Origin of the sequence: Parafrankia elaeagni (assembly GCF_000374165.1) — a bacterium.
In the GTDB taxonomy this organism is placed as follows: Bacteria; Actinomycetota; Actinomycetes; order Frankiales; family Frankiaceae; genus Parafrankia; species Parafrankia elaeagni.
The window spans coordinates 1-26,802 of sequence record NZ_KB893734.1 but is presented as its reverse complement, the minus strand read 5'-3'; the positions used below and the strand labels follow the sequence as shown (position 1 = coordinate 26,802).

At 71.9% G+C, this 26,802-nt stretch carries 17 protein-coding genes; 7 read left to right on the top strand and 10 right to left on the bottom strand.

The window, feature by feature from the left end; genetic code table 11:
• Positions 1-20: 20 nt before the first annotated feature.
• Both B207_RS0119245 and B207_RS0119240 read right to left on the bottom strand, forming a co-directional pair.
• Positions 21-440 (bottom strand): roadblock/LC7 domain-containing protein, encoded by a 420-nt coding sequence (locus B207_RS0119245; protein ID WP_006538093.1) that lies wholly within the window; start codon positions 438-440, stop codon positions 21-23.
• Positions 440-4,036, bottom strand: a complete 3,597-nt coding sequence (locus B207_RS0119240) for a sensor histidine kinase (RefSeq protein ID WP_018638241.1) — start codon at positions 4,034-4,036, stop codon at positions 440-442. Before B207_RS0119240 ends, B207_RS0119245 begins: the two co-directional genes overlap by 1 nt.
• A gap of 1,160 nt (positions 4,037-5,196) precedes the next feature.
• Here B207_RS0119240 and B207_RS0119235 point away from each other — a divergent pair.
• The 5 genes from B207_RS0119235 to B207_RS0119215 all read left to right on the top strand — a co-directional run bounded on the left by B207_RS0119235 (position 5,197) and on the right by B207_RS0119215 (position 11,760).
• The gene (locus B207_RS0119235; RefSeq protein WP_018638240.1) at positions 5,197-6,231 is read left to right on the top strand and encodes a hypothetical protein; all 1,035 of its coding nucleotides are present in this window, start codon (positions 5,197-5,199) and stop codon (positions 6,229-6,231) included.
• A gap of 142 nt (positions 6,232-6,373) precedes the next feature.
• Positions 6,374-6,679, top strand: a complete 306-nt coding sequence (locus B207_RS0119230) for a DUF6343 family protein (protein ID WP_018638239.1) — start codon at positions 6,374-6,376, stop codon at positions 6,677-6,679.
• 42 nt (positions 6,680-6,721) lie between these two features.
• Positions 6,722-8,041: a DUF445 domain-containing protein gene (locus tag B207_RS0119225; RefSeq protein WP_018638238.1), complete on the top strand. Its 1,320-nt coding sequence runs from the start codon at positions 6,722-6,724 to the stop codon at positions 8,039-8,041.
• A gap of 205 nt (positions 8,042-8,246) precedes the next feature.
• Positions 8,247-9,692, top strand: a complete 1,446-nt coding sequence (locus B207_RS0119220) for a glycosyltransferase family 87 protein (protein WP_018638237.1) — start codon at positions 8,247-8,249, stop codon at positions 9,690-9,692.
• A gap of 640 nt (positions 9,693-10,332) precedes the next feature.
• Positions 10,333-11,760: a DEAD/DEAH box helicase gene (locus B207_RS0119215; protein ID WP_018638235.1), complete on the top strand. Its 1,428-nt coding sequence runs from the start codon at positions 10,333-10,335 to the stop codon at positions 11,758-11,760.
• A 308-nt stretch (positions 11,761-12,068) separates the two neighbouring features.
• Here B207_RS0119215 and B207_RS39905 read toward each other — a convergent pair whose 3' ends face one another.
• Positions 12,069-12,245, bottom strand: coding sequence for a hypothetical protein (locus B207_RS39905; protein WP_018638234.1), 177 nt, complete (start codon positions 12,243-12,245; stop codon positions 12,069-12,071).
• A 338-nt stretch (positions 12,246-12,583) separates the two neighbouring features.
• Between B207_RS39905 and B207_RS0119205 the strand changes: the two genes are divergently transcribed.
• Complete coding sequence (locus B207_RS0119205; protein WP_018638232.1) at positions 12,584-13,996, top strand: pyridoxal phosphate-dependent decarboxylase family protein; 1,413 nt, start codon at positions 12,584-12,586, stop codon at positions 13,994-13,996.
• 398 nt (positions 13,997-14,394) lie between these two features.
• Positions 14,395-17,931: a DNA polymerase III subunit alpha gene (gene dnaE / locus B207_RS0119200; protein ID WP_018638230.1), complete on the top strand. Its 3,537-nt coding sequence runs from the start codon at positions 14,395-14,397 to the stop codon at positions 17,929-17,931.
• Positions 17,932-18,089: 158 nt separating this feature from the next.
• Here dnaE and B207_RS0119195 read toward each other — a convergent pair whose 3' ends face one another.
• The 7 genes from B207_RS0119195 to B207_RS0119165 form a co-directional block, all read right to left on the bottom strand.
• Positions 18,090-19,580 carry an AAA family ATPase gene (locus B207_RS0119195; RefSeq protein ID WP_026311225.1) on the bottom strand — a complete coding sequence of 497 codons (1,491 nt, stop codon included), beginning with the start codon at positions 19,578-19,580 and terminating at the stop codon, positions 18,090-18,092.
• 113 nt (positions 19,581-19,693) lie between these two features.
• Positions 19,694-22,489, bottom strand: a complete 2,796-nt coding sequence (locus B207_RS0119190; RefSeq protein WP_018638228.1) for an ABC transporter permease — start codon at positions 22,487-22,489, stop codon at positions 19,694-19,696.
• Positions 22,486-23,259 carry an ABC transporter ATP-binding protein gene (locus B207_RS0119185; RefSeq protein ID WP_018638226.1) on the bottom strand — a complete coding sequence of 258 codons (774 nt, stop codon included), beginning with the start codon at positions 23,257-23,259 and terminating at the stop codon, positions 22,486-22,488. The genes B207_RS0119190 and B207_RS0119185 overlap by 4 nt, the downstream gene beginning before the upstream one ends.
• Complete coding sequence (locus tag B207_RS0119180) at positions 23,256-23,960, bottom strand: PadR family transcriptional regulator (protein WP_018638224.1); 705 nt, start codon at positions 23,958-23,960, stop codon at positions 23,256-23,258. The genes B207_RS0119185 and B207_RS0119180 overlap by 4 nt, the downstream gene beginning before the upstream one ends.
• Positions 23,961-24,180: 220 nt before the next feature.
• Entirely contained in the window at positions 24,181-25,179 is a 999-nt protein-coding gene (locus B207_RS0119175) for an arabinan endo-1,5-alpha-L-arabinosidase (protein WP_051102590.1), read from the bottom strand.
• Positions 25,180-25,288: 109 nt separating this feature from the next.
• Positions 25,289-26,512, bottom strand: a complete 1,224-nt coding sequence (locus B207_RS0119170) for a pectate lyase (RefSeq protein ID WP_018638220.1) — start codon at positions 26,510-26,512, stop codon at positions 25,289-25,291.
• 45 nt (positions 26,513-26,557) lie between these two features.
• Positions 26,558-26,802: ISAzo13-like element transposase-related protein (locus tag B207_RS0119165; RefSeq protein WP_018638218.1), on the bottom strand; the 245-nt coding region annotated here is incomplete at its 5' end.

Here is a 26,802-nt window from a genome sequence, read left to right as displayed (position 1 = left end):
CGCATGCATGCGGACAGGTCCTAGATCGGCAGCGCCGACTGGATCTCGGCGCGAAGCTCCGGCGTCAGAAACTCACCCACCCTCGTCACCAGCAGCGCCATCTCGTAGGCGATCAGCCCGATATCGGCGCCCGGGCTGCTGAGAATCGCGAGGCAGGATCCATCGCCCACCGCGGTGACGAACAGAAACCCCGCTTCCATCTCGACGATCGTCTGCCGCACGTTGCCGCCGCCGAAGAAACGGCCGGCGCCCCGGGCGAGGCTGTTGAATCCGGAGGCGACCGCGGCCAACTGGTCCGCGGTGGCCCGGTCCATACCCCGCGAGGTCGCGAGCAGCAGACCGTCCGAAGAAAGCACGATCACATAAGTGACCTCGGGGACCTTCTTGACCAGGTTGTTGAGCAACCAGTTCATGTTCTCGGACGGCCCCAGCGGACGCATCAGGTTACCTTCCCCACATCATCTCCGTCATTGGACACCGTTCCGTCCTCAATCCCACGGCCGAAGTTGGCCTGGAAGGACGACATCATGCTGCGGATCTCCTCGGGTGAACGAGGGCCCGCGGTCATCGCCGAACGGCTCGAGTCGGCGTTCTCCCGGCGCAGCTGGGGCGCGAGGTTCGCGCGCCGCCGCCGCTTCGGCAGGCCGAGCTCGTCCAGCTCGCTGTGCGGATCCCCGGCCTGCGGCGGGACGCCCGCCTGGCCCTGCTCGGGCGCCGAGCGACCGGGGAGGCCCGGTCCCCCGCCGGTGCCGCGGGACGTCCGCGGTGCCTGGCGGTAGGCGCCGTCGCCGAAGCCACCGTCCTCCTGGGGAGGGCTGTCGTCATAGCCCGGGCGGGAGTACCCGGCGTAGCCACCGTTGCCCCCGGGGCGGGCGCCACCCTCGCGAGCCCCGCCGTCGCGCGGCGGGCGGCCGGCGTAGCCGGAGCCACGGTCGGCCCGCGGCTCCCGGTACCCCCCGGACGGGTCGTCGCCACCGAGTGGGTCGCTGCCCAGCGGGTCGCTGCCCAGCGGATCGCTGCCCAGCGGGTCGCTGCCCAGCGGATCGGCACCGAACCGGTCTCCTCGGGACCGGCCGAGGCCAGCCCCGTCACCACTGGTACGCCCTCCCCGCCGGCGCGACGGAAGCTCGCCCGCGAGCGGTGACTGCCCGGACCCGCCTTCCCGGGGGTCGGCGGGGAAACGCTGGCCGAAGCCCACGCCGCCGAAGCCGTCGCCGGTCCCGGGCAGCCTGCTGGAGCCGGCACCGTTCTCGGCACCGAAACCGGAACCGGTACCGAAGCCGCCGTCCGCCGAACCGAAACGGTCGGGGTCGCCACCGAAGCCGGCGTCGGTACCGAAGCCCCCCGCGCCGAAGCCCGATGCGCCGGAGTCCGGAGCCAGGTAGTCCTGCGCGTCGTAACGGCCGGCGCCACGGCCGTTCGAGCGTCCCGAGCCGTCGCCGTCGCCGTTGCCGTTGCCGTGGGCACCGCCCTGGCCGTTGCGGTAGGCGCCCTCGTCGTACCCCGTGGAGTCGTACCCCGTGGAGGCGTAGCCGGACGGGCCGAAGCCGGAGAACTGGCCGGTGTCGGGCGGCGCGCTGAACAGGGATCCCGGTGAGCCGGGCGCATGGTACCGCCCGTCGACCTGCTCCTGCTCCGCCCGGCCGTAACGGCCTCCCTGCCACCCCTGGTCCGCTCCGGCCGAGCCGGGCTCGTCCTCGGTGCCGGGCTCCTCATCCGGATCGGTCAGCTCGGACATCGGCATCGGGCTCGTCAGGTCACCCGGCTCGCGCGGGCCGTCAGGCCCGTCCTCGTCGCCCGGAAGCCCGCCGCGGGGCCGGTCGGCGACGAACCAGCTCGACCGCGCGGTGGCGAACACCGGCAGGTCGTCGAGCAGGGTCTCGTCGGTACGGGGCCCGGCGGGATGCGCGGTTCCCAGCGCTCCCTGGGCGTCGCCCTGTGCCGAGCCGCCGGCGATGTCACCGTGCCAGCGACCGTTCGGGCTCGGGGCGGCGTCGAGGCCGGCCATTCCGGCGATCTCCGGGTGGTCACCGGCGCCGTTGAGTGCCGCGACGCCGCCGGGCTGCGCACCCGCGGACGACGCTCCGGCGCCGACTGCCGCGAGCTCGCGAGGACCGGTGTCCTCCCCCTTGTCGTCCGAGGCCCGCAGCAGGGTGTCCGGCAGCAGGACGATCGCCATCGTGCCGCCGTACGGCGAGGAGCGCAGCAGCACCTGAACGGCGTGCCGCTCGGACAGGCGGCCGACGACGAACAGCCCCAGCCGCTCGCTGGTCGACAGGTCGAACGGGGGTGGGTTCGCCAGCCGGTGGTTCAGTGCGTCGATCTCCTCCTGGCTCATTCCCAGGCCGCGGTCCTCGATCTCGACGACGAACCCGTTGGAGACCGGGTGCCCGGAGACCTGCACCGGGGTGTGCGGGGGCGAGAAGGAGGTCGCGTTCTCGATCAGCTCGGCGAACAGGTGGATCACGTCACCGACGGCGTGGCCGCTGACCGCGCCACCGGTGATCGGCATGACCTTGACCCGGGTGTAGTCCTCGACCTCGGCTACCGCACCGCGGACGACGTCCTTGATCGGAACCGGCCGGCGCCAGCCACGGGCGGGCTTGGAGCCGGAGAGGACGATGAGGTCCTCGGCGTGGCGCCGCATACGGGTCGCCAGGTGGTCGAGCCGGAACAGTTCCTCCAGCTCGTCGGGGTCGGTCTCCTTCCGCTCCAGCGCGTCGATGATCTTCAGCTGGCGGTGGATCAGGGCCTGGCTGCGGCGGGCCAGGTTGAGGAAGGTGTCCCCGATGCTCTTGCGCATCGCGGCCTGTTCGACGGCGGTGCGCACGGCCACCTCGTGCACGGTCGCGAAGGCATCCGCGAGCTGGCCGATCTCGTCCTTGCTGGTGGCGGGCACCGGGAAGGCCTCGGCGGCGAGGTCGACGGGCTCACCTCGGTGCAGTCGCTCGACGACCGCCGGCAGGCGCTCGGTGGCGGTGTCGAGGGCGCCGCGCCGCAGCCGCCGCAGCTGGCTGATCATCGGGCTGGCGACGAGCAGCGAGATCACGATCGACACGATCAGAATGGCGGCGACGCCGATACTTCCGAACAGCGCTCCACGCGAGGCGTCACCCGAGATCTTGCTGCTGGTGGCTCCCAGGTCGGAGGCGACCCGGCGCTCGACCTCGCGCATCTGCTCGATCTTGGCGTCGGCCAGGCCCGCCCACTCGAGGGGACTCATGGTGATGGGCTGGGAGTTCGCCAGCGCCTCCACAATCCGGTCCCGCACCTGATCGATGTTGCCCTGCGAGCGGCCGACCGTTGTGTTGAAGAACTCCTGCTGCTCGGCGGTGGCCGTCGTACCGAACTGCTCGATCCAGGCGTCCTCCGCGCCGGCGGTGGCCTGAAGCTGCCAGATCGCCTGTGGCGTCACGCGGACGCCCTGCATGGCGAGGAACAGCATCTGGGCGACGGAACCACGCTGCTGCGAGGCCTGTTCCTTCGCCTGCGAGATTCCGGCCAGGGTGGTTGAGCCGTTCACCAGACGGGCGTCGGTGCTACCTGAGGCGACCCGTGCGTTCAGCACCAGCAGGTCTTTTACTGCCGTGTCGTAGAAGGTGACGTTCGCCGCGAGCTGCATCTGCCGCGCGTCGAACTGCCGGCGGTGCTCGGCAAGCTGATCGAGATGTTCTCCGATCACGGACAGTGTCCCGTCGAGCTCCTGGCGGGCCGACTGCGGCAGGCGCTCTTCGTCCGCGCGATACACGGCGAGAGCCTGGTCCACCGGCGGGCGGAGGTCCATGACGGTCTGGTTGAGAGTCGGGACGCTGAAGTTCGAACCGGCGAAGGCGTTAGTGGCGTAGCGCTCGCCCTGAAGGGCGTTGACCAGATCGTTCGCTTTGATCGAGAAGTTGGCGAGCGCCTCGATGCGGTCCGCGGCCCGGACGTTGTCGACGTCCCCGCGCACCTGTATCGCGCTCAGCACGGCCAGTGCGGCCAGCGGGACGATGAGAATCACCACCAGCTTCGAGCGGATGGGCCAATTCCGGAGCATCCAGTCCTCTCGTCCGACGCCGTAGGGGTGGGCGCCTCGTGTGCGGGGTGAGCGAATCGCTCAATCGATGCTGATCCGCGACGGACGGCGCGCGACAAGAGCGGGCCGTGCGCATGATTCATGCCCGGTCCGCGCTCAACGTGTAAAGCGTCCGACGTCGGACAACTCTAGCGAGCGCGCGCAGAAGCCCTTCAACAAGACCCTGCCGTCTACCGACCACGCCGGCGAGGTGCTCCGGCCATTGTCAACCGGACCCACAGAAGCAAGATTCCCAGCAGGAATCACCGAATCACACACTGTAATCGACGGGACCATCGGCACCCCCTAATACCTGAACACCATTGATATACAGGAATGCGTACAGTGACGGTGACAGATCTCACATCAGGCATGTCCGCAGCCTGCCTTGGATGCCCGCCCACAGAGTCTCTACCTGCGTAGACGCAAAGAAGACACTGGTCTTAGGGACAAGTCCACCAGCGCAGAGACCGCCCGCGGAGGGCGTTCTCCGGCCGTAGCACGCCGGTGACGTGCGAGATAGGCCACGTCCGGCCGGGCCCGCGCCCGTCGGGCCCGGCGGCACATTCCGGAGCGCCGCGCGTGAGCAAGTCCGGCGCCTGTTGGGTGCAGGTCGGGCGCCGGTTCATGGTCCGGAGCGACGTCCCAGGCCCGGAGACGGTGTCGACAGAGCGCTCGCCGCGGCCCGCCGGCCGGGCCCGGGGACCGGCCGACCAGCATGGACGTCCGTTGACGTTGCGAGCAACGCGACGATTCCTTGCAAAGCGAATGAAATGGGCATTCACCGCGAGTCATCACGGAAGCGAGCCCCGGTCGACCCAGCAGGTGAGCCCGACCGCCGCGGGACACCCACTCCCGACACAGAGCGCCCGGAGGGCGGGATCCGTTCGACAACCCCCGCCGATCCCGACCGGACCGCTCCGGAACCTGCCGTGGGCTGCCCCGCCCGTCACGGACCGCTGCTGACCTGGGCCGATCCACTCCGCATCGCTTTCCCCTCCGCCGCCGGCAGGCCACCGTGGACAGCACGGACACATGGTGCCAACAGGAGGAGACCGCCCGACCACCCTCGGTCAGCGGGCGGATCGGTGCGGCTCCCGCCCGCCCTCAACCTGGGGCAAGAAGAAGAGGAGCGCGCGTCGATGACCCTCGGAGAGTTGCTCGCGTCGGCCGGAGTCAGCCATCTGGTCACCGCCTCCGGCACACGACTCCCCCGGGCAGCTCTGGGATCAGCCGCGGTCCAGCTGGTTCCCGCGCCGGACGAGACCTGCGCACGGCTGCTCGCCACGGCCTCCGCCGAGCTCGGTCACGGCATTGGCGCCTGCTGGGACGGAGCCGTCCTCACGCTGCTGTCCGGCGTCGCCGCGCAGGCGTCCGGGACCAGCCCGCAGGCGCCGCCCGCGACACCGGGTGACGTCCTGCGCGCCGCCGAGGCGATACGGCGGGCGGGCACCGGCGAGGTTCGACTGCGGCCCGACTTCGCGCTGGACGCTCCACTCCCGCCGGGGGTCCCGTCCTCACCCGAAGATCTTGTCACGCCCGAAGATCCGCTCGCGCCCGAAGATCCGCTCGCGCCGGAAACGCCGCTCTCGCGGTTCGGCCGGGAGTCGCGCGCTCTCATCGGCCAGCTCGCGGCGCGGGACGATGCTCCGCTCACGCCGGCACGCGCGGCCGCCGACCTGGCCGGCGCGTTGCCACCCGACGGCATCGTGGTGGCCGAACCGGGCCCGGTCGGGCTCTGGGTGGGTCAGGTCATGGGCCCGGCCACCGGGAAGGTGCGGGTGCTGCGCGGCGGCGGGGAGGCCGCACTCGCCGGGGCACTGCTGGCCTGCCGACAGGGACGCCCCGGGGTGGTGGTGGTCGGGAGCCCCCCGGTCGGGCCGGCCGCCACGCTGCTGCATCTCGCCTCGGCACTGGACGTCGGCCTTGTCGTCGAGGTGTGGGGGCACCGGGGTGGGCTGCGCTCGGGCGCCGACCATCGCGAGCGCCTCGCCGCGGCGCTGCGCGGCCCCGGGGTCCGGGTGATCGAGGTCCCGGTCGACTTCACCAGCACGAAGCTGCTCGTCGACGCCCTCGCCGAGCGCCAGGGCGTGTCTGGCCCGAACCGGCCGGACGATCTGAACAGATCGGGCGGATCGGGCGGGTCGAGCGGGTCGAGCCGCAACGGGGGCCGCTGACCGCAGCACCCCAGGCCCCGACACATCCGGATCGGCAGCTTCCTGCCGACATTCGTCGGGATGTTGACTACCCGGGCGGTGCGTGCCACGGAACCACCATCTGACCCCGGTTCACCGCCCCGGACGCGGGCACACCGCTGGCGTGACCCGCCACGTACCCCATCAACGCACCGGGCGCCCAACAGGTTCACAACCATGGTGGCGCACGCTGGGATCATGGGGCGACCGGCGTACCGGTGCGGCGCCGGCGGCCAGCGCACTCACGCTGCGCCGCGCCCTCGCACTCTTCGGCCTGCTGTTCTGCTCCGTCACCGCCGGCCTCTTCGCCGTCTCGGGCCAGGTCGGGCCGGCGGTGGCCCTCGCGGCGATCGCCGTGACGGCCCTCGTCGATCTGCTGGTCATCCACCGTCGTGCGGCGGCGCGCCGGGAGGGCCGTCATCCCTCGTAGGGTGTCGGGAGCGTGATCAGGGCGGAGGGTGGACCGGCTCGCATGGCAGATGAGGTGGCAGGCGGGGGCAGTCCCGGCAGTGATCCGTCCAGTGGTCTCCTGGCCGCCGGGGACCCGGCCGCCGAAGCCAGGATGCGGCACGGGCTCCGGCGGATGCGTGTGATCGCGACGACGCTGCTTGCCGTCATGGTCACCATCTACATCATCACCTGGCGGTGGGGAGCCTCGGGCGCGCCCGGCTGGGTCGACTACGTCGCGGCGGCCGCCGAGGCCGGCACGGTCGGTGCGCTCGCGGACTGGTTCGCGGTCACCGCGCTGTTCCGGCACCCCCTCGGGCTGCCGATCCCGCACACCGCGATCATCCCGCACCGCAAGGACGCGCTCGGCCGCGGCCTGCAGAGCTTCGTCGGGACGCACTTCCTCGCCGAGGACGTCGTGCGGGAGAAGGTCGACCAGCTCGGCGTGGCCGCCCGGGTCGGTACCTGGCTGCGGCGCCCGGAGAACGCCGAGCGGATCACCGCCGAGGTGTCCAGCCGCGCCGCGGCCATGATCTCCGGCATCGAGGACGACCTCGTCCGCGAACTGGTCGAGAAGTCCGTCCTGCCGCGGCTGCTGGAGCGGCGCTGGGCCGGGGCGCTCGGGCTGGCCCTCGACCGGGTGGTCACCGAGGGAACACACCACCATCTGGTCGACCTGCTGGTCAGCGAGGCCGACGAATGGCTGCGGGCCAACCCCGACACCGTCCTGCGGCTGGTGCGCGAGCAGGCACCGACCTGGTCGCCGCGGTGGGTGGACGAGGCGGTCGCCGCCCGCGCCTACGCGGAGGCACTGCGCTTCGTCGCCGACCTGCGGGACAACCGCGGGCACCGGCTGCGCCGCGCCATCGACACCTTCCTGCTGACCTTCGCCGAGCGGCTGCGCACCGACCCGGAGCTCGGCGAGAAGGTCGAGGCCCTCAAACGGCGGATCGTCGCCCATCCCGAGGCGGACCGGGCGGTGACGGCGATCTGGGTGACCGCCCGTGGGGTGCTCCTCGATCTCACCACCGATCCGCACGGGGCCGCCCGCACCCGGGCGACCGAGACGCTGGCCGCGTTCGGCGGCCGACTGGTCACCGAGCCGGAGCTCGCCGCCACCGTGGACCGGGCCGCAGCCGACGTCGCCACCCGCGCGGTGCGTCGCTACCGCGAGGACATCGCCGCCGTCATCGGCGACACGGTGGCCCGGTGGGAGCCGGCCGCGACGTCCCGGCGCATCGAGCTGCACGTCGGCCGCGACCTGCAGTTCATCCGCATCAACGGCACCATCGTCGGCGCACTCGCCGGCCTGGTGATCCACCTTCTCACCGAAGTACTGCTGTAGCCGACCGGGCCGGGTCGGCTCGGTCGGCCTGGTCAGCCCGGTCGGCCTGGTCAGCCCGGTCGGCCGGGACGGCGGCCGGGCCCGGTGCGCGGCGTGACGCGGCGGGCCGCCTCTGTCGTCACCCGTCCGTCCCCGGATGGGACCATGACCGTCGCAGCCCCGACGACCCTGGAGACCGGGTGGAACGCCGACCGAAGCGGGTGTCATGAGGACGGACCTGCCCCCACGGCGACGCGACGGCGCCGAGATCCCCACCGGTGCCGGCCGTGGCGCTGCCAGGGCGGCCGGCCCGCTCGTGCTCGCGGCCCTGATCGGCCTGGTCTGGATCGGTTTCGTCGCACCGATCGCGCATTTCGACGTGGATGTCTTCCTTCGGGCCGGCGCCGCGGTCGCCGACGGGCAGGACCCCTATCCCCCACCGGGCACCCCCGAGGTCTACTCCGGGTTCGCCTTCGTCTACCCGTATCTGATGTCCCTGCCGTTCGTGCCACTGTCCGCGCTGCCGGGCGCCGACGATCTGTTCATCGCGCTGTCGGTCGTCGCCCTGCTCGCCGCCTGCCGGCTCGCCCGCGCGGGCTGGTGGGCGTTCGCCCTGGTCCTGGGGACGTCCTGCACCATCACCGGGTTGCAGATGGGCACCCTCAACGCGTTGCTTTTCTGTGGTCTGGTCGCGCTGTGGCGGGTGCGTGACGCCCCGGTCGCCGCCGGAGTGCTGGCGGCCCTGCTGGTGTACAGCAAGCTCTTCCTGGTTCCGGTCGTCCTCTGGCTGGCGGTCACCCGCCGGCCGCGGGCGGCCGCCGTCGCCGTCGCCGCGCTGGGCGTCCTGTTCGCCGTCGGCGAGCTCTACAGCCCGGTGCCGGCCCGCACCTACGCGGACATGCTGGCGGTACTGGCACGCGAGGAGGCTCCGGACGGGCTGAGCCTGACCGGCCTGCTGATGAACACCGGTCTCGGCCTGGACGTCGCCACCTGGACGGCGCGGGGGATCGCCGGCGCACTGCTCGCCGGATGCCTGTGGTACGCGCGGAGCGCCAGGCGGGCCGAAGGCGACGGGCTGCTGTTCGCCGGCGTCGTGGCCGCGGCCCTGGTGGCCTCCCCGATCGTGTGGAGCCACTACCTGCTGCTGCTCGCGGCTCCGCTGCTGGCCATCGCCCGCGGGCCCGCCGGGATCGCCGCGGCCCGCGGCGGGGATCCCGACCGGCCGCTGGCCCTGTTCACCGCGGGCAGCTGGCTGCTGGTGACCCCCCATCTGAGCACGCCGATGGACCTGTTCCTTGCGGCCGCCGTGGTCGGTCCGCTGGTCGCGGTTCCGCTGCTGCGTCCGGCCCCGGGACCGCGGGCCGGACGTCCCGGCACCCGGCCGCGGGTGGTCGGGGCAGCGGGCCTGGCGGCAGCCCCCGTGGTGGCCCTCGTGGTGGCCCTCGTCGCCGGGGTCGGCTGGGTGCTGTGGGCGCTGGCCCGCGCGCACGGCGACGACCAGCGGGTGATCGGCGCCTACGGGGCGCTCGTGGGGGTGTTGGCGCTGCTGGTCTGGGCGGTCCGGTCGAGCCGCCCGGCCGGGGTCTGCGCCGACGCCGGCCGCGGGTGCATCCGGCACCCGATCGGGCCGGATGCACCCCCGGTAACAGATGCACGCCAGGCATCGGCATGACGGCCTATGCCCGCATCCCGAAGATCAAACAAAGAGGAAATGTCGCCGAGGCGACCTCGAACCGCAGTTCGGTGGTTCACCGGGGCAGATGTGACGTAGAACCTCCTCCCCTGATGGTTAACCACACACCTCGAGGCCCCCGATCATGCCCGGGTACGAGGTAACGTCTTCCTGTCGGCGTCACCGAGGGCAACCAGCTCACGGAGCGAAGACAAGATCTCTGGGACATCCGGCCAGACGGGTCGGATGTCCAAGGTCGGTGCGAGCGCCATGGCGGTCCGAAACCGCGGTTGGGTCCGGTCGCGTGAAACCGGCCGCCCCCTGGCCGCCGGATGACACTTTCCGCGTTCGTGAACTACGCCGCATGGCGCGTGGAACCGACGTGGCGTGTGTTCTGTCGGCCCTGACCTGATCGGCGGATCCCCTGACTCAGCCCCGCAGCACCCAGCCCACCCCCGCCCACCGTTCGGCCCGTCCCTCCCGGGGCGGCCGTACCCGTGCCACCGGCCACGGCCGTGGCGGGTCCCGCCCTGTCCCGTTCCGAGGCGGTGAGCGCCCGGCCGCGCGGCCGGCTCTCGCCACCCGTTCCCCCCGCCCGCCCGCCGAGACGTTCGAGGCTGCCGGGCTGCCCCCGAAGCTCGTGGCGGCACTCGCCGCCCGCGACATCCACGCGCCGTTCGCCGTGCAGGCCGCCACGTTGCCCGACGTGCTGGCCGGCGAGAACGTGCTCGGCCGGGCCCGCACCGGCTCGGGCAAGACCCTGGCGTTCGGCCTGCCGATGCTCGCCCGGCTCGCCACGACCGGCGCCGCCCGGCCGCGCCAGCCCCGTGGGCTCATCCTCGTCCCGACCCGCGAGCTGGCCCAGCAGGTCAACGACGTGCTGGCCCCGCTCACCCGGGCGCTGGGGCTGTGGATGACGCCGGTCTACGGCGGTACCTCCATCAGCCGGCAGATCTCGGCCCTGCGCCGGGGTGTGCACCTGGTGGTCGCCACGCCCGGCCGGCTCACCGACCTCGTCGAGCGGGACGCCTGCCTGCTCGACGAGATCGACATCACCGTGCTGGACGAGGCCGACTTCATGTGCGACCTCGGCTTCCTCCCGGCGGTCAAGGCCCTGCTGGACATGACTCCGGCGGACAGCCAGCGGCTGCTGTTCAGCGCCACCCTCGACCGTGAGGTCGAGGTCCTCGTCCGCAGCTACCTGCCCGAGCCGGTGCTGGTCGCGGTCGACCCGGAGGTGTCGCAGGTCTCGACCCTGACCCGGCACGCGATGGAGTCCGTCGACCGCAACGCGCAGCTGCGGCTGATCACCGCGCTGGCCGGCGGTGCCGGGCGCACCCTGGTCTTCGTCCGCACCCAGCGGGACGCCGACCGCGTCGCGCAGGCGCTCACCGATGGCGGGGTCCCGGCCGAGCCGCTGCACGGCGGGATGCCCCAGGGCGCCCGCACCCGGGCGCTGGCCGGCTTCACCGACGGCTTCTACCGGGTGCTGGTCGCCACCGACGTCGCCGCCCGCGGCATCCACGTCGACGGCATCAGCCTGGTCCTGCACCTCGGCCCGCCCGAGGACGCGAAGACCTACCAGCACCGCGGCGGGCGCACCGCACGGGCCGGAGCCGATGGTGCCGACGTGCTCGTGACCGTGCCGGCCGAGCGTGGCAAGGCCCGGTCACTGCTGCGCGCGGTGGGCATCCCGACCCAGCCGGTGCCGACGTCGCCCGACGACCCGCTCGTCGTCGAGCTCGCCGGTCCGCCGGCACCGCCGGTCGACCCCGCCACGATCACGGCCCGCCGCCAGCGCGGCGACGGCCGGCGTGAGGGCGGGCGCCGCGACGGCGGGGGGCGCCGGGAAGGCGGCTTCCGTGACGGCGGCCGGCGCGAGGGCACGGGCCGCGAGGGCGGTCACCGCCGCGGCGGGCCGAGCGCCCGCACCGGCGCCGACCGGGACGGCGCACGCCACCGCGTCGACGGTCCCCGTGTCGACGGGCACCGCCCGGGCAGCCGGCCTGCCCGCAGCTTCACCCGCCCGGCGCCCCGCATCGAGCCGCAGCCCACGCCGGGCGGCTGACGTCCCCGGAAGAGGCTGAGGCTCTCCCGGGGGACGGGCGTACGACCCGCTTCCCCGGGAGAGCCGAGGTTCGACCCACCAGCGAGATCGTGAACGGTGCGGCCCGCCGTGCTGCGGGCCCGGACACGACAGTGCCCCAGAACGCTTCGGCGTTCTGGGGCACTGCTGTCTCAGCACTGGTGTCTCAGCACTGGTGTCTCATCGGGTCCGTTGTCTCATCGGTTCCGTCCGCGGAGTTCGCGCGGTCCGGGTGCCGAATGCGAGCTCCTCCCACAGGTTCGTGGATCAGCCGCCGGTGGCCCGGGTGGTCACAGGGAGCGCGAGGCACCCAGCCGCAGCCGGTTCGGGTTCGCCAGCGCCCCGAAGGACAGCCCCTCGGTGGACGCCTGGGCGAGCTCCCCACCCTCGGCCGCCACCGGAACCGCCTCCCCCTGGACGGGCACCGCGGACCCCAGCGTGGGGTCGACCGACTCGTCCTGATTCATGCGCAACACCTTCCGAAGAGTCATCGAATCGACACTGGATACTGCAAAACGGTATCCAGTGGGCACGCCGCCCAGCGCGGTAGGTGGCGTCGGTCACAGCGGAGCCAGCCCAGGCCGGCCCGCGACGACCCGCTACGGGTGGGTGTGCCGCGGGCCACGCGGCCCGGCGGGGCCGTCTGGATCGTCACGTCGCCGGGCGGGAGCATCGCCACTTCCGGCATCCTCGGAAACGCGCCCTGATCCGAACAGGCGCCGACGCACCGAGCCGGCCGGCCCTGCCCAGGCAGCACGCAGCACGGGTCGCGAGCACGCAGCACGGGTCGCGAGAAGGAGAGCCGATGGCGGCAGGTCCACCGCGGGACACCGGCGCCGCAGCCACGCGGGCATTCGAGCACATCACGGACTACCTGACCGGGCTGAGCACCCGCCCGATCGCCCCGACCGCGGGGTACGGGAAGATCCGTGCGCAGTTGGACGTCCCGCTGCCCGCCGGCCCCACCGATCCGGTCGAGGTCGTCGACGCGCTGGCCGCCGGAACGGCCGACGGCCTCACCGGTACCGGCTCACCGCGCTTCTTCGGTTACGTCATCGGCGGGATACTGCCCGCGGCGCTGGCCGCGGACCTGATGGCGGTCGCCTGGGACCAGAACGCCGGCCTCGCCAGTCTCTCCCCCGCCGCCGCGGCCGCCGAGTCGGTGGCGGGAAGCTGGGTCAGGGAGCTGCTCGGCCTGCCCGCCGGCGCCTCGGTCGGGATCACCACCGGTACCCAGATGGCCCATGTGACGGCGCTGGCCGCCGCCCGGCACCGTGTGCTGGCCCGGTACGGCTGGGACGTCGAGGCCGACGGCCTGCACGGCGCGCCGCCGGTGCGGGTGTTCGCCGGTGCCGCCCGGCACACCACGGTGGACGCCGCCCTGCGCCTGCTGGGCTTCGGCACCCGGCGGCTGGTCGTGGTGGACGCGGACGAGGCGGGGCGGATGCGCCCGGACGCCCTGCGGGCGGCACTGACCGGCGGGCACGGCCCGGCGATCGTCATCGCCCAGGCAGGAGAGATCAACACCGGGGCGTTCGACCCGATGCCGCAGATCTGCGCCCTCGGCCGCGAACACGGCGCCTGGGTGCACGTCGACGGCGCGTTCGGGCTGTGGGCGGCGGTGTCGGCCTCCCCGCGGCGCCGCGCGCTCGTCGCCGGCATCGACCAGGCCGACTCCTGGGCCACCGACGGGCACAAGTGGCTGAACCTGGCCTACGACTGCGGCATCGCGATCGTCGCCGACTCCGACGCGCACCGAGCGGCCATGTCGACCCGTGCCGACTACGTGGTGCACGGCGGCGAGGGCGAACACGACCCGCTGGAGTGGACACCCGAGTTCAGCCGGCGGGCCCGCGGCTTCGCCCTGTACGCGGCGCTGCGTTCGCTGGGCCGGGCCGGCCTCACCGACCTGGTGGACCGGTGCTGCGGGCACGCGCGCCGCTTCGCCGCCGCGCTGGCCGGCCTCGACGGGGTCGCCGTGCTCAACGAGGTCGAGCTCAACCAGGTCCTGGTCCGGGTGGACGACGACGACGCGATCACCGGCGCGACCACCGACCTCGTCGTCACCGGCGGGGTGGCCTTCGTCTCCGGCACGGTGTGGCGCGGGGCGGTGGCGATGCGGGTGTCGGTCTGCAACTGGATGACGACCGAGGCGGACGTCGACCGAGCCGTCGCCGCGATCGCCACCGCCGCGATCACCGCCCGCGCCCGCGCGTGAACACCCGCGCGCGGCGCACCCGGGCCCGGTTCGGCGGCCCGGTCCGGCGGCCGGACGGGACACCTCGGCATCTTCTCGGAGTCCTGTCAGCGGGCCGGGCTAGGCTGCATCAATGCCGCCGGACGACAGCCGACAGCCGAGTTCACCACCGAGAGACACAATGACGTCACCCTGGCAATAAGAAACAACTCAAGAACAATCAGGCGAGAAAGTTAGTCGATTCTTGCCGCGGTTTCCTCTGCCCCACCGGAGCCCGTCCGAGCCCCGTCGGGTGGGCCGCAGCGCGCCGGGTCGGCCCCGGCGGCCGCGTCGGCCCGCCCCCGCACCATCGTCCTGACCGACGTGTCCCCACCCAGCAGCGACCGGCGTGCCCTCCGCGCGCGGGAAGGTCTGACGACATGGCGAACTCTTTCGTCCACCTTCACGTTCACACCGAGTACTCGATGCTCGACGGAGCGGCCCGGCTCAAGGACATGTTCGGCGAGGTCTCCCGGCAGGGCATGCCCGCCGTCGCGATCACGGACCACGGCTACATGTACGGGGCGTACGACTTCTACCGGCAGGCGACCGCGGCCGGCGTGAAGCCGATCATCGGCTGCGAGGCCTACGTCGCGCCGGAGTCACGCCTGCTCAAGCAGCGGGTCCGCTGGGGTGATCCGCATCAGAAGAGCGACGACGTGTCCGGCGGCGGCTCCTACACCCACATGACAATGTGGGCACGCAACGCGGTCGGCCTGCACAATCTGTTCCGGCTCAATTCCAGGGCGTCCATCGAGGGTCATTACATCAAATGGCCACGAATGGACCACGACATCATCGCCGAGCACTCCGAGGGCCTGATGGCCACCACGGGCTGCCCGTCCGGCGCGGTGCAGACCAGGCTGCGCCTGGGGCACTACGAGGAGGCGCTGAAGGCAGCCGCCACCTACCAGGAGATCTTCGGGCCCGAGAACTACTTCTGCGAGATCATGGACCACGGCATCGAGATCGAGCGCCGGGTCCGCGACGGCCTGGTCGACATCGCCCGCGCGTTGAACATGCGCTTCGTGGTCACCAACGACTCGCACTACACCTTCGAGTCGGAGCGGCAGACCCACGCCGCGCTCCTCTGCGTGCAGACGGCGTCGACGGTGGCGAACCCGAGCTTCCAGTTCGAGGGCTCGGGCTACTACCTCAAGACCGCCGAGCAGATGTACGCGATCGACTCCTCGGACGCCTGGCAGCAGGGGTGCGAGACGACCCTCATGATCGCCGAGCGGGTCGACCCGGCCGGCATGTTCGCCAAGCACAACCTGATGCCGCGCTTCCCGGTGCCCGACGGCGAGACCGAGGAGTCCTGGTTCCGCAAGGAGACCTGGGCCGGCATGGCCCGGCGCTTCCCGGACGGGTTCGACGAGGAGCACCGCACCCGGGTCGAGTACGAGCTCGGGGTCATCCTCTCGATGGGCTTCCCGTCCTACTTCCTGGTCGTCGCCGACTTCATCATGTGGGCGAAGAACGAGGGCATCCCGGTCGGCCCGGGCCGCGGCAGCGCGGCGGGCTCCATGGTCGCCTACGCACTCGGCATCACCGACCTCGACCCCATCCCGCACAGCCTGCTGTTCGAGCGGTTCCTCAACCCCGACCGCGTCTCGATGCCCGACATCGACATCGACTTCGACGAACGTCGGCGCGGTGATGTGATCCGCTACGTCACGGAGAAGTGGGGCGACGACCGCATCGCGCAGATCGTCACCTACGGCACGATCAAGGCGAAGGCCGCCATCAAGGACTCCTCCCGGGTCCTCGGCTACCCCTACGCGGTCGGCGACCGGATCACCAAGGCGATGCCGCCCGCGGTCATGGGCAAGGACATCCCGCTCTCCGGGATCTTCGACCCCAAGCACCCCCGCTACAGCGAGGCCGGTGAGATCCGCGGGCTGTACGAGTCCGACGCGGACGTCCGCAAGGTCATCGACACCGCCAAGGGCCTGGAAGGGCTCATCCGGCAGGCCGGGGTACACGCCGCCGGGGTGATCATGTCGGCCGAGCCGATCATCGACCACATCCCGGTGTGGCGGCGCGACGCCGACGGCGCGATCATCACGCAGTTCGACTACCCGACCTGCGAGACGCTCGGCCTGCTGAAGATGGACTTCCTCGGCCTGCGCAACCTCACCGTCATGGACGACGCGGTGCGCAACGTCGAGGCCAACCGCGGGTTCCGCATCGACCTGATGGGCCTGGAGCTCAACGACCCGGCGTCCTACGAGCTGCTGGCCCGCGGCGACACCCTCGGGGTGTTCCAGCTCGACGGCGGGCCGATGCGTTCGCTGCTGCGGATGATGCGCCCGGACAACTTCGAGGACATCTCCGCCGTGCTCGCGCTCTACCGGCCCGGGCCGATGGGCGCGAACTCGCACATCAACTACGCACTGCGCAAGAACGGCCAGCAGGAGATCACCCCGATCCACCCGGAGCTCGCCGAGCCGCTGGCCGACATCCTGGACACGACGCACGGCCTGATTGTGTACCAGGAGCAGGTCATGGCCATCGCGCAGAAGGTGGCCGGCTACACGCTGGGCCAGGCCGACCTGCTGCGCCGGGCGATGGGCAAGAAGAAGAAGGAGATCCTCGACAAGGAGTTCGTGCCGTTCTCCGACGGCATGAAGGCCAGCGGCTTCTCCGCGGAGGCCATCAAGACCCTCTGGGACATCCTGGTCCCCTTCTCCGACTACGCCTTCAACAAGGCGCACACCGCCGGGTACGGGCTGGTCTCCTACTGGACGGCCTATCTCAAGGCGAACTTCCCGGCCGAGTACATGGCCGCGCTGCTGACCTCCGTCCGCGACGACAAGGACAAGAGCGCGATCTACCTGAACGAGTGCCGGCGGATGGGCATCCGGGTGCTGCCGCCGGACGTCAACACCTCCGATGCCGACTACACCCCGCACGGGGAGAACGAGATCAAGGTCGGCCTGGCCGCGATCCGCAACGTCGGTGTCAACGTGGTCGAGTCGATCGTGCGCAACCGGAAGGCGAAGGGGCGATTCGCCTCCTTCCCCGACTTCCTGGACAAGGTCGACGCCGTCGCCTGCAACAAGCGGACCGTCGAGTCCCTGATCAAGGCCGGGGCGTTCGACGCGCTCGGGCACACCCGGCGCGGCCTGGTCGAGAAGCACGAGCAGGCCATCGACGCGGTCATGGGCGTGAAGAAGAAGAACGCCGAGGGCCAGTTCGACCTGTTCGCCTTCGACGGCGAGGACGGCGCCGAGGATACCGCGCCCCTCTTCGGCGTCCAGGAGTTCTCCGACGAGGAGTGGGACAAGTCGCTGCTGCTCTCGCACGAACGGGAGATGCTCGGCCTGTACGTCTCGGACCATCCGCTGCTCGGCGTCGAGCACATCATCGCGGCGAAGGCGGACTGCGGCATCGCCTCGCTCAACAGCGGCGAGTACCCCGACGGCTCGGTCGTCACGATCGGCGGGATCATCTCCAGCCTGCAGCGCAAGGTGACCAAGCAGGGCAAGCTGTGGGCGCTCGCCACCGTCGAGGACATGGGGGGTGGGCTGGAGGTCATGTTCTTCCCGGCCACCTACGAGACCTGCTCGACCCAGCTCTCCGAGGACGCGGTGGTCATCGTCAAGGGCCGGATCGACAAGCGGGAGGACACCCCGCGCCTCGTCGCCTCCGACCTCACCGTGCCCGACCTCAGCGAGCACGCGCTGAGCCCGCCCGTGGTCATCACCCTGCCTGCGTACCGGGTCAACCCGCCGACCGTCGACCGGCTGCGTGAGGTGCTGGGCGACCACCCCGGCACGACCGAGGTCCACCTGCGGCTGCAGTCGTCGAGCCGGACCACCCTGCTCCGGCTCGACGACGCCTACAAGGTCCAGCGCACGGCCGCGCTGATGGGGGATCTCAAGGCCCTGCTGGGTGCCTCCGCCGTGGCCTGACCGCGATCGGCCGCGATCTGGTCGATCGCGCGGAGACGGCCGCCACCCCGGGCTCCACACATCAGATCGTGGATGCGACGGGTTCGCCGTGGCGTCCCTGGTGCTGGCCGTCGCCTGTTGAGAGAGCGGGGCGGGGGGCGCCGCCTGCCCCGTACGCGTCAGCCGTCGGCGTAGAGATCCGACGGGCCGACCAGCAGGACATCCGGCGACTGCGCGGCGGCCGCCTGCAGCTGTTCCCCGAAGCCCGCGGCGCTGAAGCAGGCAAGCCGGGCGGTGGCCGCGCCGGGGCGGCCCTGGGCGCTGAGCAACTCCCGTATCCGGCGGAGCCGATCGAGGTGGGCGAGCCCCATGGTTTCGCCCCATTTGGCCTCGCCGATCGCCAGGAGCCGTTCCTGCCCCTGGTCGTCATCGTCGAAACCGAAGGCGACGACGTCGAGCTGATGGCTCGCGCGGGCTGACGGATCGTTGACGACCCCCGAGGTAACCCGGCTCACCAGGGCCGCGCCGATTCGTTCCGGCACGACCTGGTGCGCGGTCCAGTAACGGCACACGTGCTCGAAGTGCGGCCCGAGCACGTTACCAACGAACCTGCGCTGGCCGATCCGCCAGAGCTGGGCAAGCCTGCGGCTGTCGCGCGCATGCTCCAGGTCCGACCACATGGGTCGCATCACCGCGTGGTAAAAGGTCACCAACGGCTCGGCGATGCGGAACTGGGTCCGGTTGTCACGGAAAGCGTCGGGCTCCCGCATGATCAGCCCACAGTCAGCCAACACGGTGAGCGGGTGGGCGAGGTCGCCCGACTTCCGCCCCAGGTAGGACGCGATGCCACCGCGTGTCGCGTTACCTTCCGCGATCGCGGCGAGCACCGAATGGTAGAGCGCGGTATCGCGCAGGTCCGGCTCATCGGAGAGCAGATAGCGACCCTCACGGAAAAGCGCACTGGTCGGTGACAGCACGGTACGGGTCACCCAGGCGTCGAAGTCGTCGGGGCCGGAGGGGACGTCGTCGCGGGCGAACTCGCGCCGGTAGGCGGGAGTGCCACCGACGATCGCGTTGACCTTCAACGCGGTGACCGGATCGTCGATGCCCCAGAACCGGGCCGCGAGCTGGTGGCCGAGCGTCGGAACGACGAGCTCGAGACCAGCCCGGCCACGCAGCGGAGCACTACCCGCGAGCAGGCCGCCCATGAACGACATCGCGGACCCACACAGCAGCAGCCGGGCCCGGCTGGCGTCCCGCTGCGCCCGGCGCGGCGCCAGCACGTTCTGGACGATCGACGGCAGCCGTGGGTTGGCCCGCACAAGATAGGGGAACTCGTCGATCACCACGGGCACCGGGCGATCTCGGCCCAGCTCGAGCAGCGCGTCGAACGCCGGGTACCAGTCGTCGAACGCCAGCGGCGCCGGTGCGCCCAGCCGGTCAGCCAGCACGGCACCGACACGGCGCAGCGACTCCCCATCGGTGGCCTCGTCCGCCCCGAAGTAGAACCCCCCGGTGGCCTCGCACAGGGCACGAAGCAGGAACGTCTTGCCCTGCCGACGCCGGCCGGACACCACACCCAGCGTCGCACCCATCCCGGCGTCGAGCGCGAACCGCCCCAGCGCCTCCCACTCGAACTCCCGGTCGAACATGCCGACCGGCCGCGACAGCGTTCCCAACCAGACACCTCCCGGAAACTTTCATAACCACAGTTATCATAACCGCACTTATGTAAGTGCTGGCGTGCTGGCGCGACGACGCACGGTGGTGGGGCAGGTGGCTCTCAGAGGATGGCGCGCCGTGTCATCGGAAGCCGTGCCCGAGTGAACAGCCAGCCGGCAGCGATCGCGAGCAGCGGCACGGCGACCGTGACGATCAGCAGCGTCTCCCAGGGGATGACCAGCCGCCAGGGCGGGCCGTCCACGCCGTCGCCCTGCCGCATCATCAGGACCGTGGCCGCGCCGGGCAGGAAGCCGGCGATCCCGCCGAGCACGGTGCCCAGCCCGGCCACCACACCAGCCTGGCTCGCCGCGAGCCGTCGGCGCAGGCCGGGACTGGCGCCGACCGCGGCCAGGGTGGCGAGGTCCGCACGGCCGTCCACGGCCGCCAACCCGACCGTGATCACCGTGGCACTCAGAGTGATCAGGCCGGCACCGGCGGCCAGCGCCAGCAGGCCGATACCGAACTCGCTGACGTAGCCGCGCTCCACCACCGGGTAGCCGAGTCCGAGGTTCTCCGCCGCCGCCTGGAGACGTTCCACCTCGGTCTGGGTGGGCGTGCGGTCCGTGGAGGCGACGATCTGGGTCGGAGCGCTGCGCAGGCCCAGGTCCCGGGCGGCCGCAGGGGAAAGGACCAGGCCGTCGTAGGTGAGGTCGGAGGAGGGTGCCGATGTCGGGACCCGCTCGGCGGGCACCACGATCTCCCGCAGGGTTTCCCCGCCCGCGTTGTCGCCGTCGCCGTCGCCGTCCAGGGTGACGGTGATGTGCACGGTCCCGTCCGGCCAGCGCAGCCGGTCGTCGAGCACCGCCGCGCCGCCGCCCGCCAGCACCCGGCGCAGGGCGGGCTCGGCGCGGCCGAGGGCCATCTCCAGACCCGTCCCGTCGTCGACCAGCACCTCGCCGCGGCCGAGGATGACGGGGTAGGGGGCGGTATTGTCCCAGCCGCGGAAGGCCGCCTCACATCGCGGGTCGTCCGCGGGCGGCGCTCCGGTCGGTGGTGAACAGCCTTCCGGCAGGGGCGGCGCCAGCGTCATCGGCAGGATCCGGCCGGAGGCGTCGACGGGCCGCTCGACCACGTGCACCGCCCGGATGGGCAGGTGCTCCCGCAGTATCCGCTCCGCGGCGGCCAGCTCCCGTGCCGCGGCGGCCTGGTCCCGCGAGTCGTCGGCGAGGCCTATCAGCGCCACGCCGTCGCCCAGCATGGGCTGGTAGGCACGGCGGTCGTGATCGTCCATGGCGGCGACGAACAGGGAGACGGCGACCGAGGCCGCCACCGCGGCCATCACCGCTCCGATCGCCGGGGTGGTGCGGCCGCGCTGGCGGGCGGCGTCGCGCAGGGCCAGCCGCCCGGCGACGGGCAGGATCCCGGCGAGGCGGGCGACCAGGCCCACGAGGGCGCCGCCGACGGCGATCAGGCCGAGCATCGCCAGTGTGGTCCCGGCGAGGACCAGCAGCCCGTTCTGGTCGCCGGCGCCGAGGATGGTCACGGCCGCTCCGGCGCCGACCAGGACGCTCCCGGCGACCGGGACGCGCCGGCGCATCGGGGCCGGACCGCCGTGCCCGCCCAGGGCGGAGAGCACGTCCAGCCGGCTCGCGGAGATCGCCGGGGCGGCCGCGGCGGCGATCGCGGTGAGCGTGCCGACCGCCACGATCGCCAGCAGATCCAGAACGCGGACGTCGGTGTGCACGATGTCGATGTCGGCCCAGCCGCGGTCGACCAGGGCCGGGATGAGCGCCGCGCCCAGCCCAGCGCCGACGGCCGCCCCGAGCAGCGACGCGGTCAGGCCGATGACCACACCGCCCGCCAGCACGATGTCGCGCAGGTGCGCGGGTGCCCCGCCGCCGGCCGCGATCAGCGCGAGCTGGCGGCGGCTGCGCCGGGAGCCGATCGCGAACGCGGGGCCGGCGAGCAGCGCCACCACCAGCAGCGCCAGGCCCGCGGCGAGCACCGTCGCCGCGACCACACCGGCCTCCGGGCCGGTCGAGGAGGCCGCCGGCAGCTGGGAGTCGGGGGGCGGGTCGGCGAGCACGGCCCGGCTCACCACCACCGCGCCCACGGCGTTGGCGGCGCGTACTCGCGACCAGTCCACGGGATGCGGTCCGACGACGTACAACGATCGCATGGCCTCCGACGCCACCGGAGCCAGCGTGCCCGGTGGGAGCAGCACCGTCCTCTCCTGCGGCCCGAGGGTTTCCTCGACGACCCCGACGATCCTCAGCGCGGGCCCGGAACCGGGGGTCTCGCCCGCGGCGAGCGCGGTCGCGGTGAGTGTGTCGCCGACTCCGAGGCCGGCGTGGCGCGCGAGCGCCCGGCTGACCGCGGCCTCGCCCGCGGCGGCGGGCAGCCGGCCGGCCCGGACTGTTGCCAGGGCCGCGAGCTCCGGCCGGGTCCAGTCGGTCTCCCGCACGTTCGTGGTGACGGCCCGGTCGTGTCGCGACCCGTCGCTGATCCGGAACCTCAGGTGGTGGCGCAGCTCGATGACGGCCGTGTTCCCGGCGGGCAGGGCCGCCAGCGCCCGTCGCTGCGCGCCGGCGGGATCGGGCGGGACCGGGGAGATACCCGCCAGCGAGGGGGGTTCCTCGGTCGTTATCTCGCTGCCGTCGGGACTCTGGGACAACGGCCCCTCCAGCCCGTAGAGCCAGACCCCCGCCTGTACGGACGGATCTTTGCCCAGCTTGCGGTGAGCGATCTGGGCCGGGCCGTCCTGGCTGGACCGTGCGATGACGTCGACCGCCGACACGAGCAGCACCGGCACCGCGATCATCGCGAGGACGAGCGCGGTACGCCCGCGGGCACGCAGGGCATCGCGCCGGGCGAGGCGCAGCGCCACCCGCCAGGCCCGCAGACGGCCGGCCGTCATCGCCGGCCCCCGCCGGAGCCGAGCAGGGACTCCGGGGTCGCGGGTGTGCCGGTCGAGTCCACCACCAGGCCGTCCCGCAGGAAGATCACCCGGTCGGCCCAGGCCGCGTGCCGCGCCTCATGCGTGACCAGCAGCCCCGCCGAGCCGGCGTCACAGCGGGCCCGCAGCACCCGCAGCACCGCCTCGCCGGTGTGCGAGTCCAGCGCGCCGGTCGGCTCGTCCGCCAGGACGAGACCGCGCGGGCCGACCAGCGCGCGGGCGATGGCCACCCGCTGCTGCTGGCCACCGGACATGTCGTCGGGGAACCGGTCGGCGAGGTCGGCGACACCCACCTCCCCCAGTGCCGCGTGCGCCTCCCGCCGGGCTGCCCGGGCGGAGATCCCGTCCAGCTCCCGGGGGAGCATGACGTTCTCGACCGCGGTCAGCGCGGGAATCAGGTTGAGGTTCTGGAAGACGTAGCCGAGTGCCCGCCGCCGCAGCGCGGCCAGGGCCCTGGGCGACTGGCCGCTCAGCGTCGTGCCCGCGACGAGGACCTCACCCGAGGTGGGGGCGTCCAGGCCACCGGCGAGGGCGAGGAGTGTCGACTTGCCCGACCCGGACGGGCCCATCACCGCCACCAGCTCGCCGGCACGCACGACCAGATCCACCCCGCGCAGCGCCTGCACCCTGCTCGCGCCCCGGCCGTGCTCCCGGTGCACACCCCGCAGTTCCAGGGCGGGTACCCGTCCGACCTCCGCCTGGGCGTCCGGGCTGGTCAGTGCCGTCGTCATCGGTTGTCCTCACGGTCGGTTCCGGGGGGAACGCCGAGGCCACGGCGGGTCAGGCGCAGCTCCACATGGTCGAGCCAGCGGATCTCCGCCTCCGCGGTGAAGATCAGGTTTTCCAGCACGAGGAGCCAGGCGAGGTCGGCGCTGTCGTCGGCCTGGCGGCGTAGCCGGGTGTACTCCTGCATCGCCCGGAGCGTCTCCACCCGCTGCCGCTGGACCAGAGATCGGACGTCCACCTCGGGAAGGGTGACAGCGAGCGCGAGCTTGATGGCGAGCTCGTCGCGGCCCGCCATCCGCCGGCTCACCGGGGTCGCCCACCAGCGCTGGGCCGCCACCTCGCCGGCGGCGGTGAGCCGGTAGACGATCCCCCGGCCGTCGCCGCCGTCGCCGCCGTCACCGCCGTGCTCCGGGCTCATGACCGCGGTCCTCGCCGCTGGAGTGCCGGTGACCGGCATGGCCCTGGCCGCGGCGCTCGCGGCCGGCCCTTCCGCAGCCGGAGTGTCCGGGGCGGCCGCGTCCGCTCGGCTGGGAGCACCGTCGCCCGTCACGAGGCCGTCCCGCTCGAGGCGGCGCAGCGTCGTGTAGACCTGCCCGATGTTCAGCGGCCAGGTCGATCCTGTCCTGGCCTCGAACTCCGCCCGCAACTGATAGCCGTACATCGGGCGCTCCGCCAGCAGCGCGAGCAGCCCGTTCCGGACCGACATGCCAGGTCTCCCTCCTCTGCATACCGAGTATGCACGACGGAGAATACCCGGTATGCAGAGGAGGGCTGCTCCTGTGGGCTCGCAGGCCGGGGCTGCCCCATGGACCAATGCCGTTGCCGTGACCGACGGGGCGAACCCTGTCGGTCACGGCACGTCGAGCCGGACCACCCCTGCTCCGGCTCGACGACGCCTACAAGGTCCGGCGCACGGACGGCCTGTCTCAGTAGACCGCGGGCCAGCCTCCGCTCCAGCCGATCAGATTGACGCCCAGCGTCTCCCGGCCCCCGGCGCCCGCGTCGTAGTAGTGGTAGACGAGGAGAGCCCCGTCGGTGTCGCGCAGCACGCTCTGCCCACCTGGCCCGACCACCGCGCCGTGGGTCGCCAGAACCTCGGTGCCGCCCCCGTTGAGCAGAGGCACCCCGGCCCGGTCGCGGTACGGCCCGTTCGGGCTGGTCGAACGCCCCACCGTGATCCGATAGGTGCTCGACGTCCCCCGGCAGCACAGGTCGTGGGAGGTGAAAAGGTAGTAGTAACCACTCCGGTAGACGATCTGCGGCGCCTCCACCGCGTGGGGGTCGGGCGGGCGGTAAGCGAGGTGGTACCGGCTGGTGTCGGAGGCCAGCCGTTTTCCGGTCGAGGGATCCAGCCGGATCATGTGGATCCCACTCCAGAAGGACCCGAAGGAGAGCCACCATCTGCCGTTGTTGTCGACGAGCAGCGACGGATCGATGGCGTTGAAGTTGCTCGAACTCGTCGAGGTGACGACGACTCCCCGGTCCGCCCAGCTTCCGGGCAGGCCGGTGGTGGACGTCGCCAGCCCGATCGCGGAGTTGTTGCTGCCGAAGCTGGATACCGAGTAGTAGAGCCAGTAGAGCCCGTTCTGGTAGGAGACGTCGGGCGCCCAGAGGTCACCCGAACTGTTGTAGGAGTACACCCAGGACGGCGGGGTGGGGAAGGCCCGCCCCACGAAGGTGAAGTTCACCCGGTCGGCGGAGGAACGGGTCTCGATGCCGTTGTGGGTGGAGAAGAGAAGATATCCGGACGGGATCCGCACCATGGACGGGTCGTGCACGGTCACGTTTCCTGTCACACGACCGGGTCCCGGGTAGGCGGCCAGAGCCGGGGGGCCGGGTGCGACCACAGCGCACGCCGTCACCGCGGCCGTGACCGCGACCTTCCGCCAGAAGGACAACCGCCTGCCGTCTCCGCACCTCATCATGCACACTCCCTGAGATCTGGAAGAACCGTGAGCCGAGGACGGGGCCGGAGGTGGCAGGGCCACCTCCGGCCGGCGGGAACGGCTCAGTCACTCCGGAACCGCGCGGAGCTCAGTTGACGTAGGTGATGTTGGAGCTGGTGTAGCGGCAGTAGGTGCTGTCGGCGCCGCTGCCGTTGGTCCTCGGTTCGTCGCCGTCGTCGTTGCCGACGTACTTCTGGCAGACGGTGACCCGGCGGTTGGGGTCGTTGCGGATGGTGACTCCGGAGAAGCTGGCCGTGTCGCCGTAGTTGGTGTTGATGCCGGCGAGGCGGTTGGCTGGGGTGGTCACCCAGATGTTCTGGAAGACGACGTGGCGGGCGTACTGGGTGGAGCAGTTGCCGCAGGAGCGGTAGGCGGTGCCGATGTTCTGGAACTGGAAGTTGCGGACGGTCAGGGTGCCGGCGCCGTTGTGCTGGAAGACCTTGTCGGAGGCCTGGCGGGCCCCGCCGCCGTCGACGAGGAAGGTCGGCGAGCCACTGCCGCGGAAGGTGGCGGCGTCCTCGCCGACGTCCTCCCACCAGACGTTGCGCAGCGTGCAGGTGCCGGCGCAGTGGATGCCGTCAGCGGCGGGAGAGCCGAGGATCACGTTCTGGAGGGTGGCGCCGGCGGGAAGGTCGAACAGGGCGTCCTGGCCCTCCTCCTGGCTGCTGCCGCCGAGAGCACCGCTGCCGTAGTAGCGGCGCATGCCGCCGTCGTAGGTGCCGTTCACCCGGATGGTGCTGGAGACGGCCTGGCTGCCGGTGGCGTTCGGCCAGCTCGGCGGGGTGGTGCCGCCGCCCCCACCGCCTCCGCTGCTGCCACCGCCCACCCTGACCAGCTGCCACTGCTGGTTGTTGCCGTTCAGGTTGCGGTACTGGACGACGTCGGCACCGTTGGCGGTGGAGGAGTTCAGCACCTCGAGCACCCGGTTGCTGTTGCGGTTGACCAGTTGGACGTAACCGCCGGCGACGTCGCTGAGCCGCCACTGCTGGTTGGCGCCGTTGAGGTCGGTCCACTGCACCGCGGGGGCGAGATTGGCGGTGGACCATTCGTAGATCTCGAGGACCTTGCCGGAGTGGCGCGACCGGAGCCGGTAGTAGCCGCCGCCGGAGTCGACGAACTGCCACTGCTGCCAGTACCCGTCGTTACGGGGCCACTGGGCTATCCGCGCGCCGTCGTGGGTGGCCAGGTCGTAGACGTCCAGCGCCTGGCCGCTGTGGCGGTTGACCAGGACGTACCAGGCGCTGGTGTCCACCGTCGCCGCGGAGGCCGCCGGCGTGTTCATCACCACCGCCGTGCACCCGACCACGATCATGGTCAACGCCGACGCGATGCCCCTTAGGGTTCGGATTGATATAAGTTAATCGTCTGGCTGGTTGATCGTGTAGTTCCAGTCTCCGTGGAAGTCATGTCTGTTGATCGGGATTCTCTCCCTGTCCTGTGTGGTGACTTTGACCTTGGTGGGATAGTCGCCGGGATCGAGCTCGCAGCGGACTGTGAGGCCGGTGGTGGTCGTCGTGTTGGCGATGAGACTGACGATGGTCTGGAAAGTGGTCAGCGGCCGGCCACGCCAGTTCGCGGTGATCCGGGAGAACAGCCGGTGCT

Coding starts and splice junctions, on each gene's coding strand:
- B207_RS0119175 (WP_051102590.1), bottom strand. CDS start 25,179: ATGATGAGGTGCGGAGACGGCAGGCGGTTGTCCTTCTGGCGGAAGGTC.
- B207_RS0119185 (WP_018638226.1), bottom strand. CDS start 23,259: ATGACGACGGCACTGACCAGCCCGGACGCCCAGGCGGAGGTCGGACGG.
- B207_RS0119225 (WP_018638238.1), top strand. CDS start 6,722: ATGGCAGATGAGGTGGCAGGCGGGGGCAGTCCCGGCAGTGATCCGTCC.
- B207_RS39905 (WP_018638234.1), bottom strand. CDS start 12,245: ATGAATCAGGACGAGTCGGTCGACCCCACGCTGGGGTCCGCGGTGCCC.
- B207_RS0119245 (WP_006538093.1), bottom strand. CDS start 440: ATGCGTCCGCTGGGGCCGTCCGAGAACATGAACTGGTTGCTCAACAAC.
- B207_RS0119190 (WP_018638228.1), bottom strand. CDS start 22,489: ATGACGGCCGGCCGTCTGCGGGCCTGGCGGGTGGCGCTGCGCCTCGCC.
- B207_RS0119205 (WP_018638232.1), top strand. CDS start 12,584: ATGGCGGCAGGTCCACCGCGGGACACCGGCGCCGCAGCCACGCGGGCA.
- B207_RS0119235 (WP_018638240.1), top strand. CDS start 5,197: ATGACCCTCGGAGAGTTGCTCGCGTCGGCCGGAGTCAGCCATCTGGTC.
- B207_RS0119170 (WP_018638220.1), bottom strand. CDS start 26,512: ATGATCGTGGTCGGGTGCACGGCGGTGGTGATGAACACGCCGGCGGCC.
- B207_RS0119220 (WP_018638237.1), top strand. CDS start 8,247: ATGAGGACGGACCTGCCCCCACGGCGACGCGACGGCGCCGAGATCCCC.
- B207_RS0119240 (WP_018638241.1), bottom strand. CDS start 4,036: ATGCTCCGGAATTGGCCCATCCGCTCGAAGCTGGTGGTGATTCTCATC.
- dnaE (WP_018638230.1), top strand. CDS start 14,395: ATGGCGAACTCTTTCGTCCACCTTCACGTTCACACCGAGTACTCGATG.
- B207_RS0119180 (WP_018638224.1), bottom strand. CDS start 23,960: ATGTCGGTCCGGAACGGGCTGCTCGCGCTGCTGGCGGAGCGCCCGATG.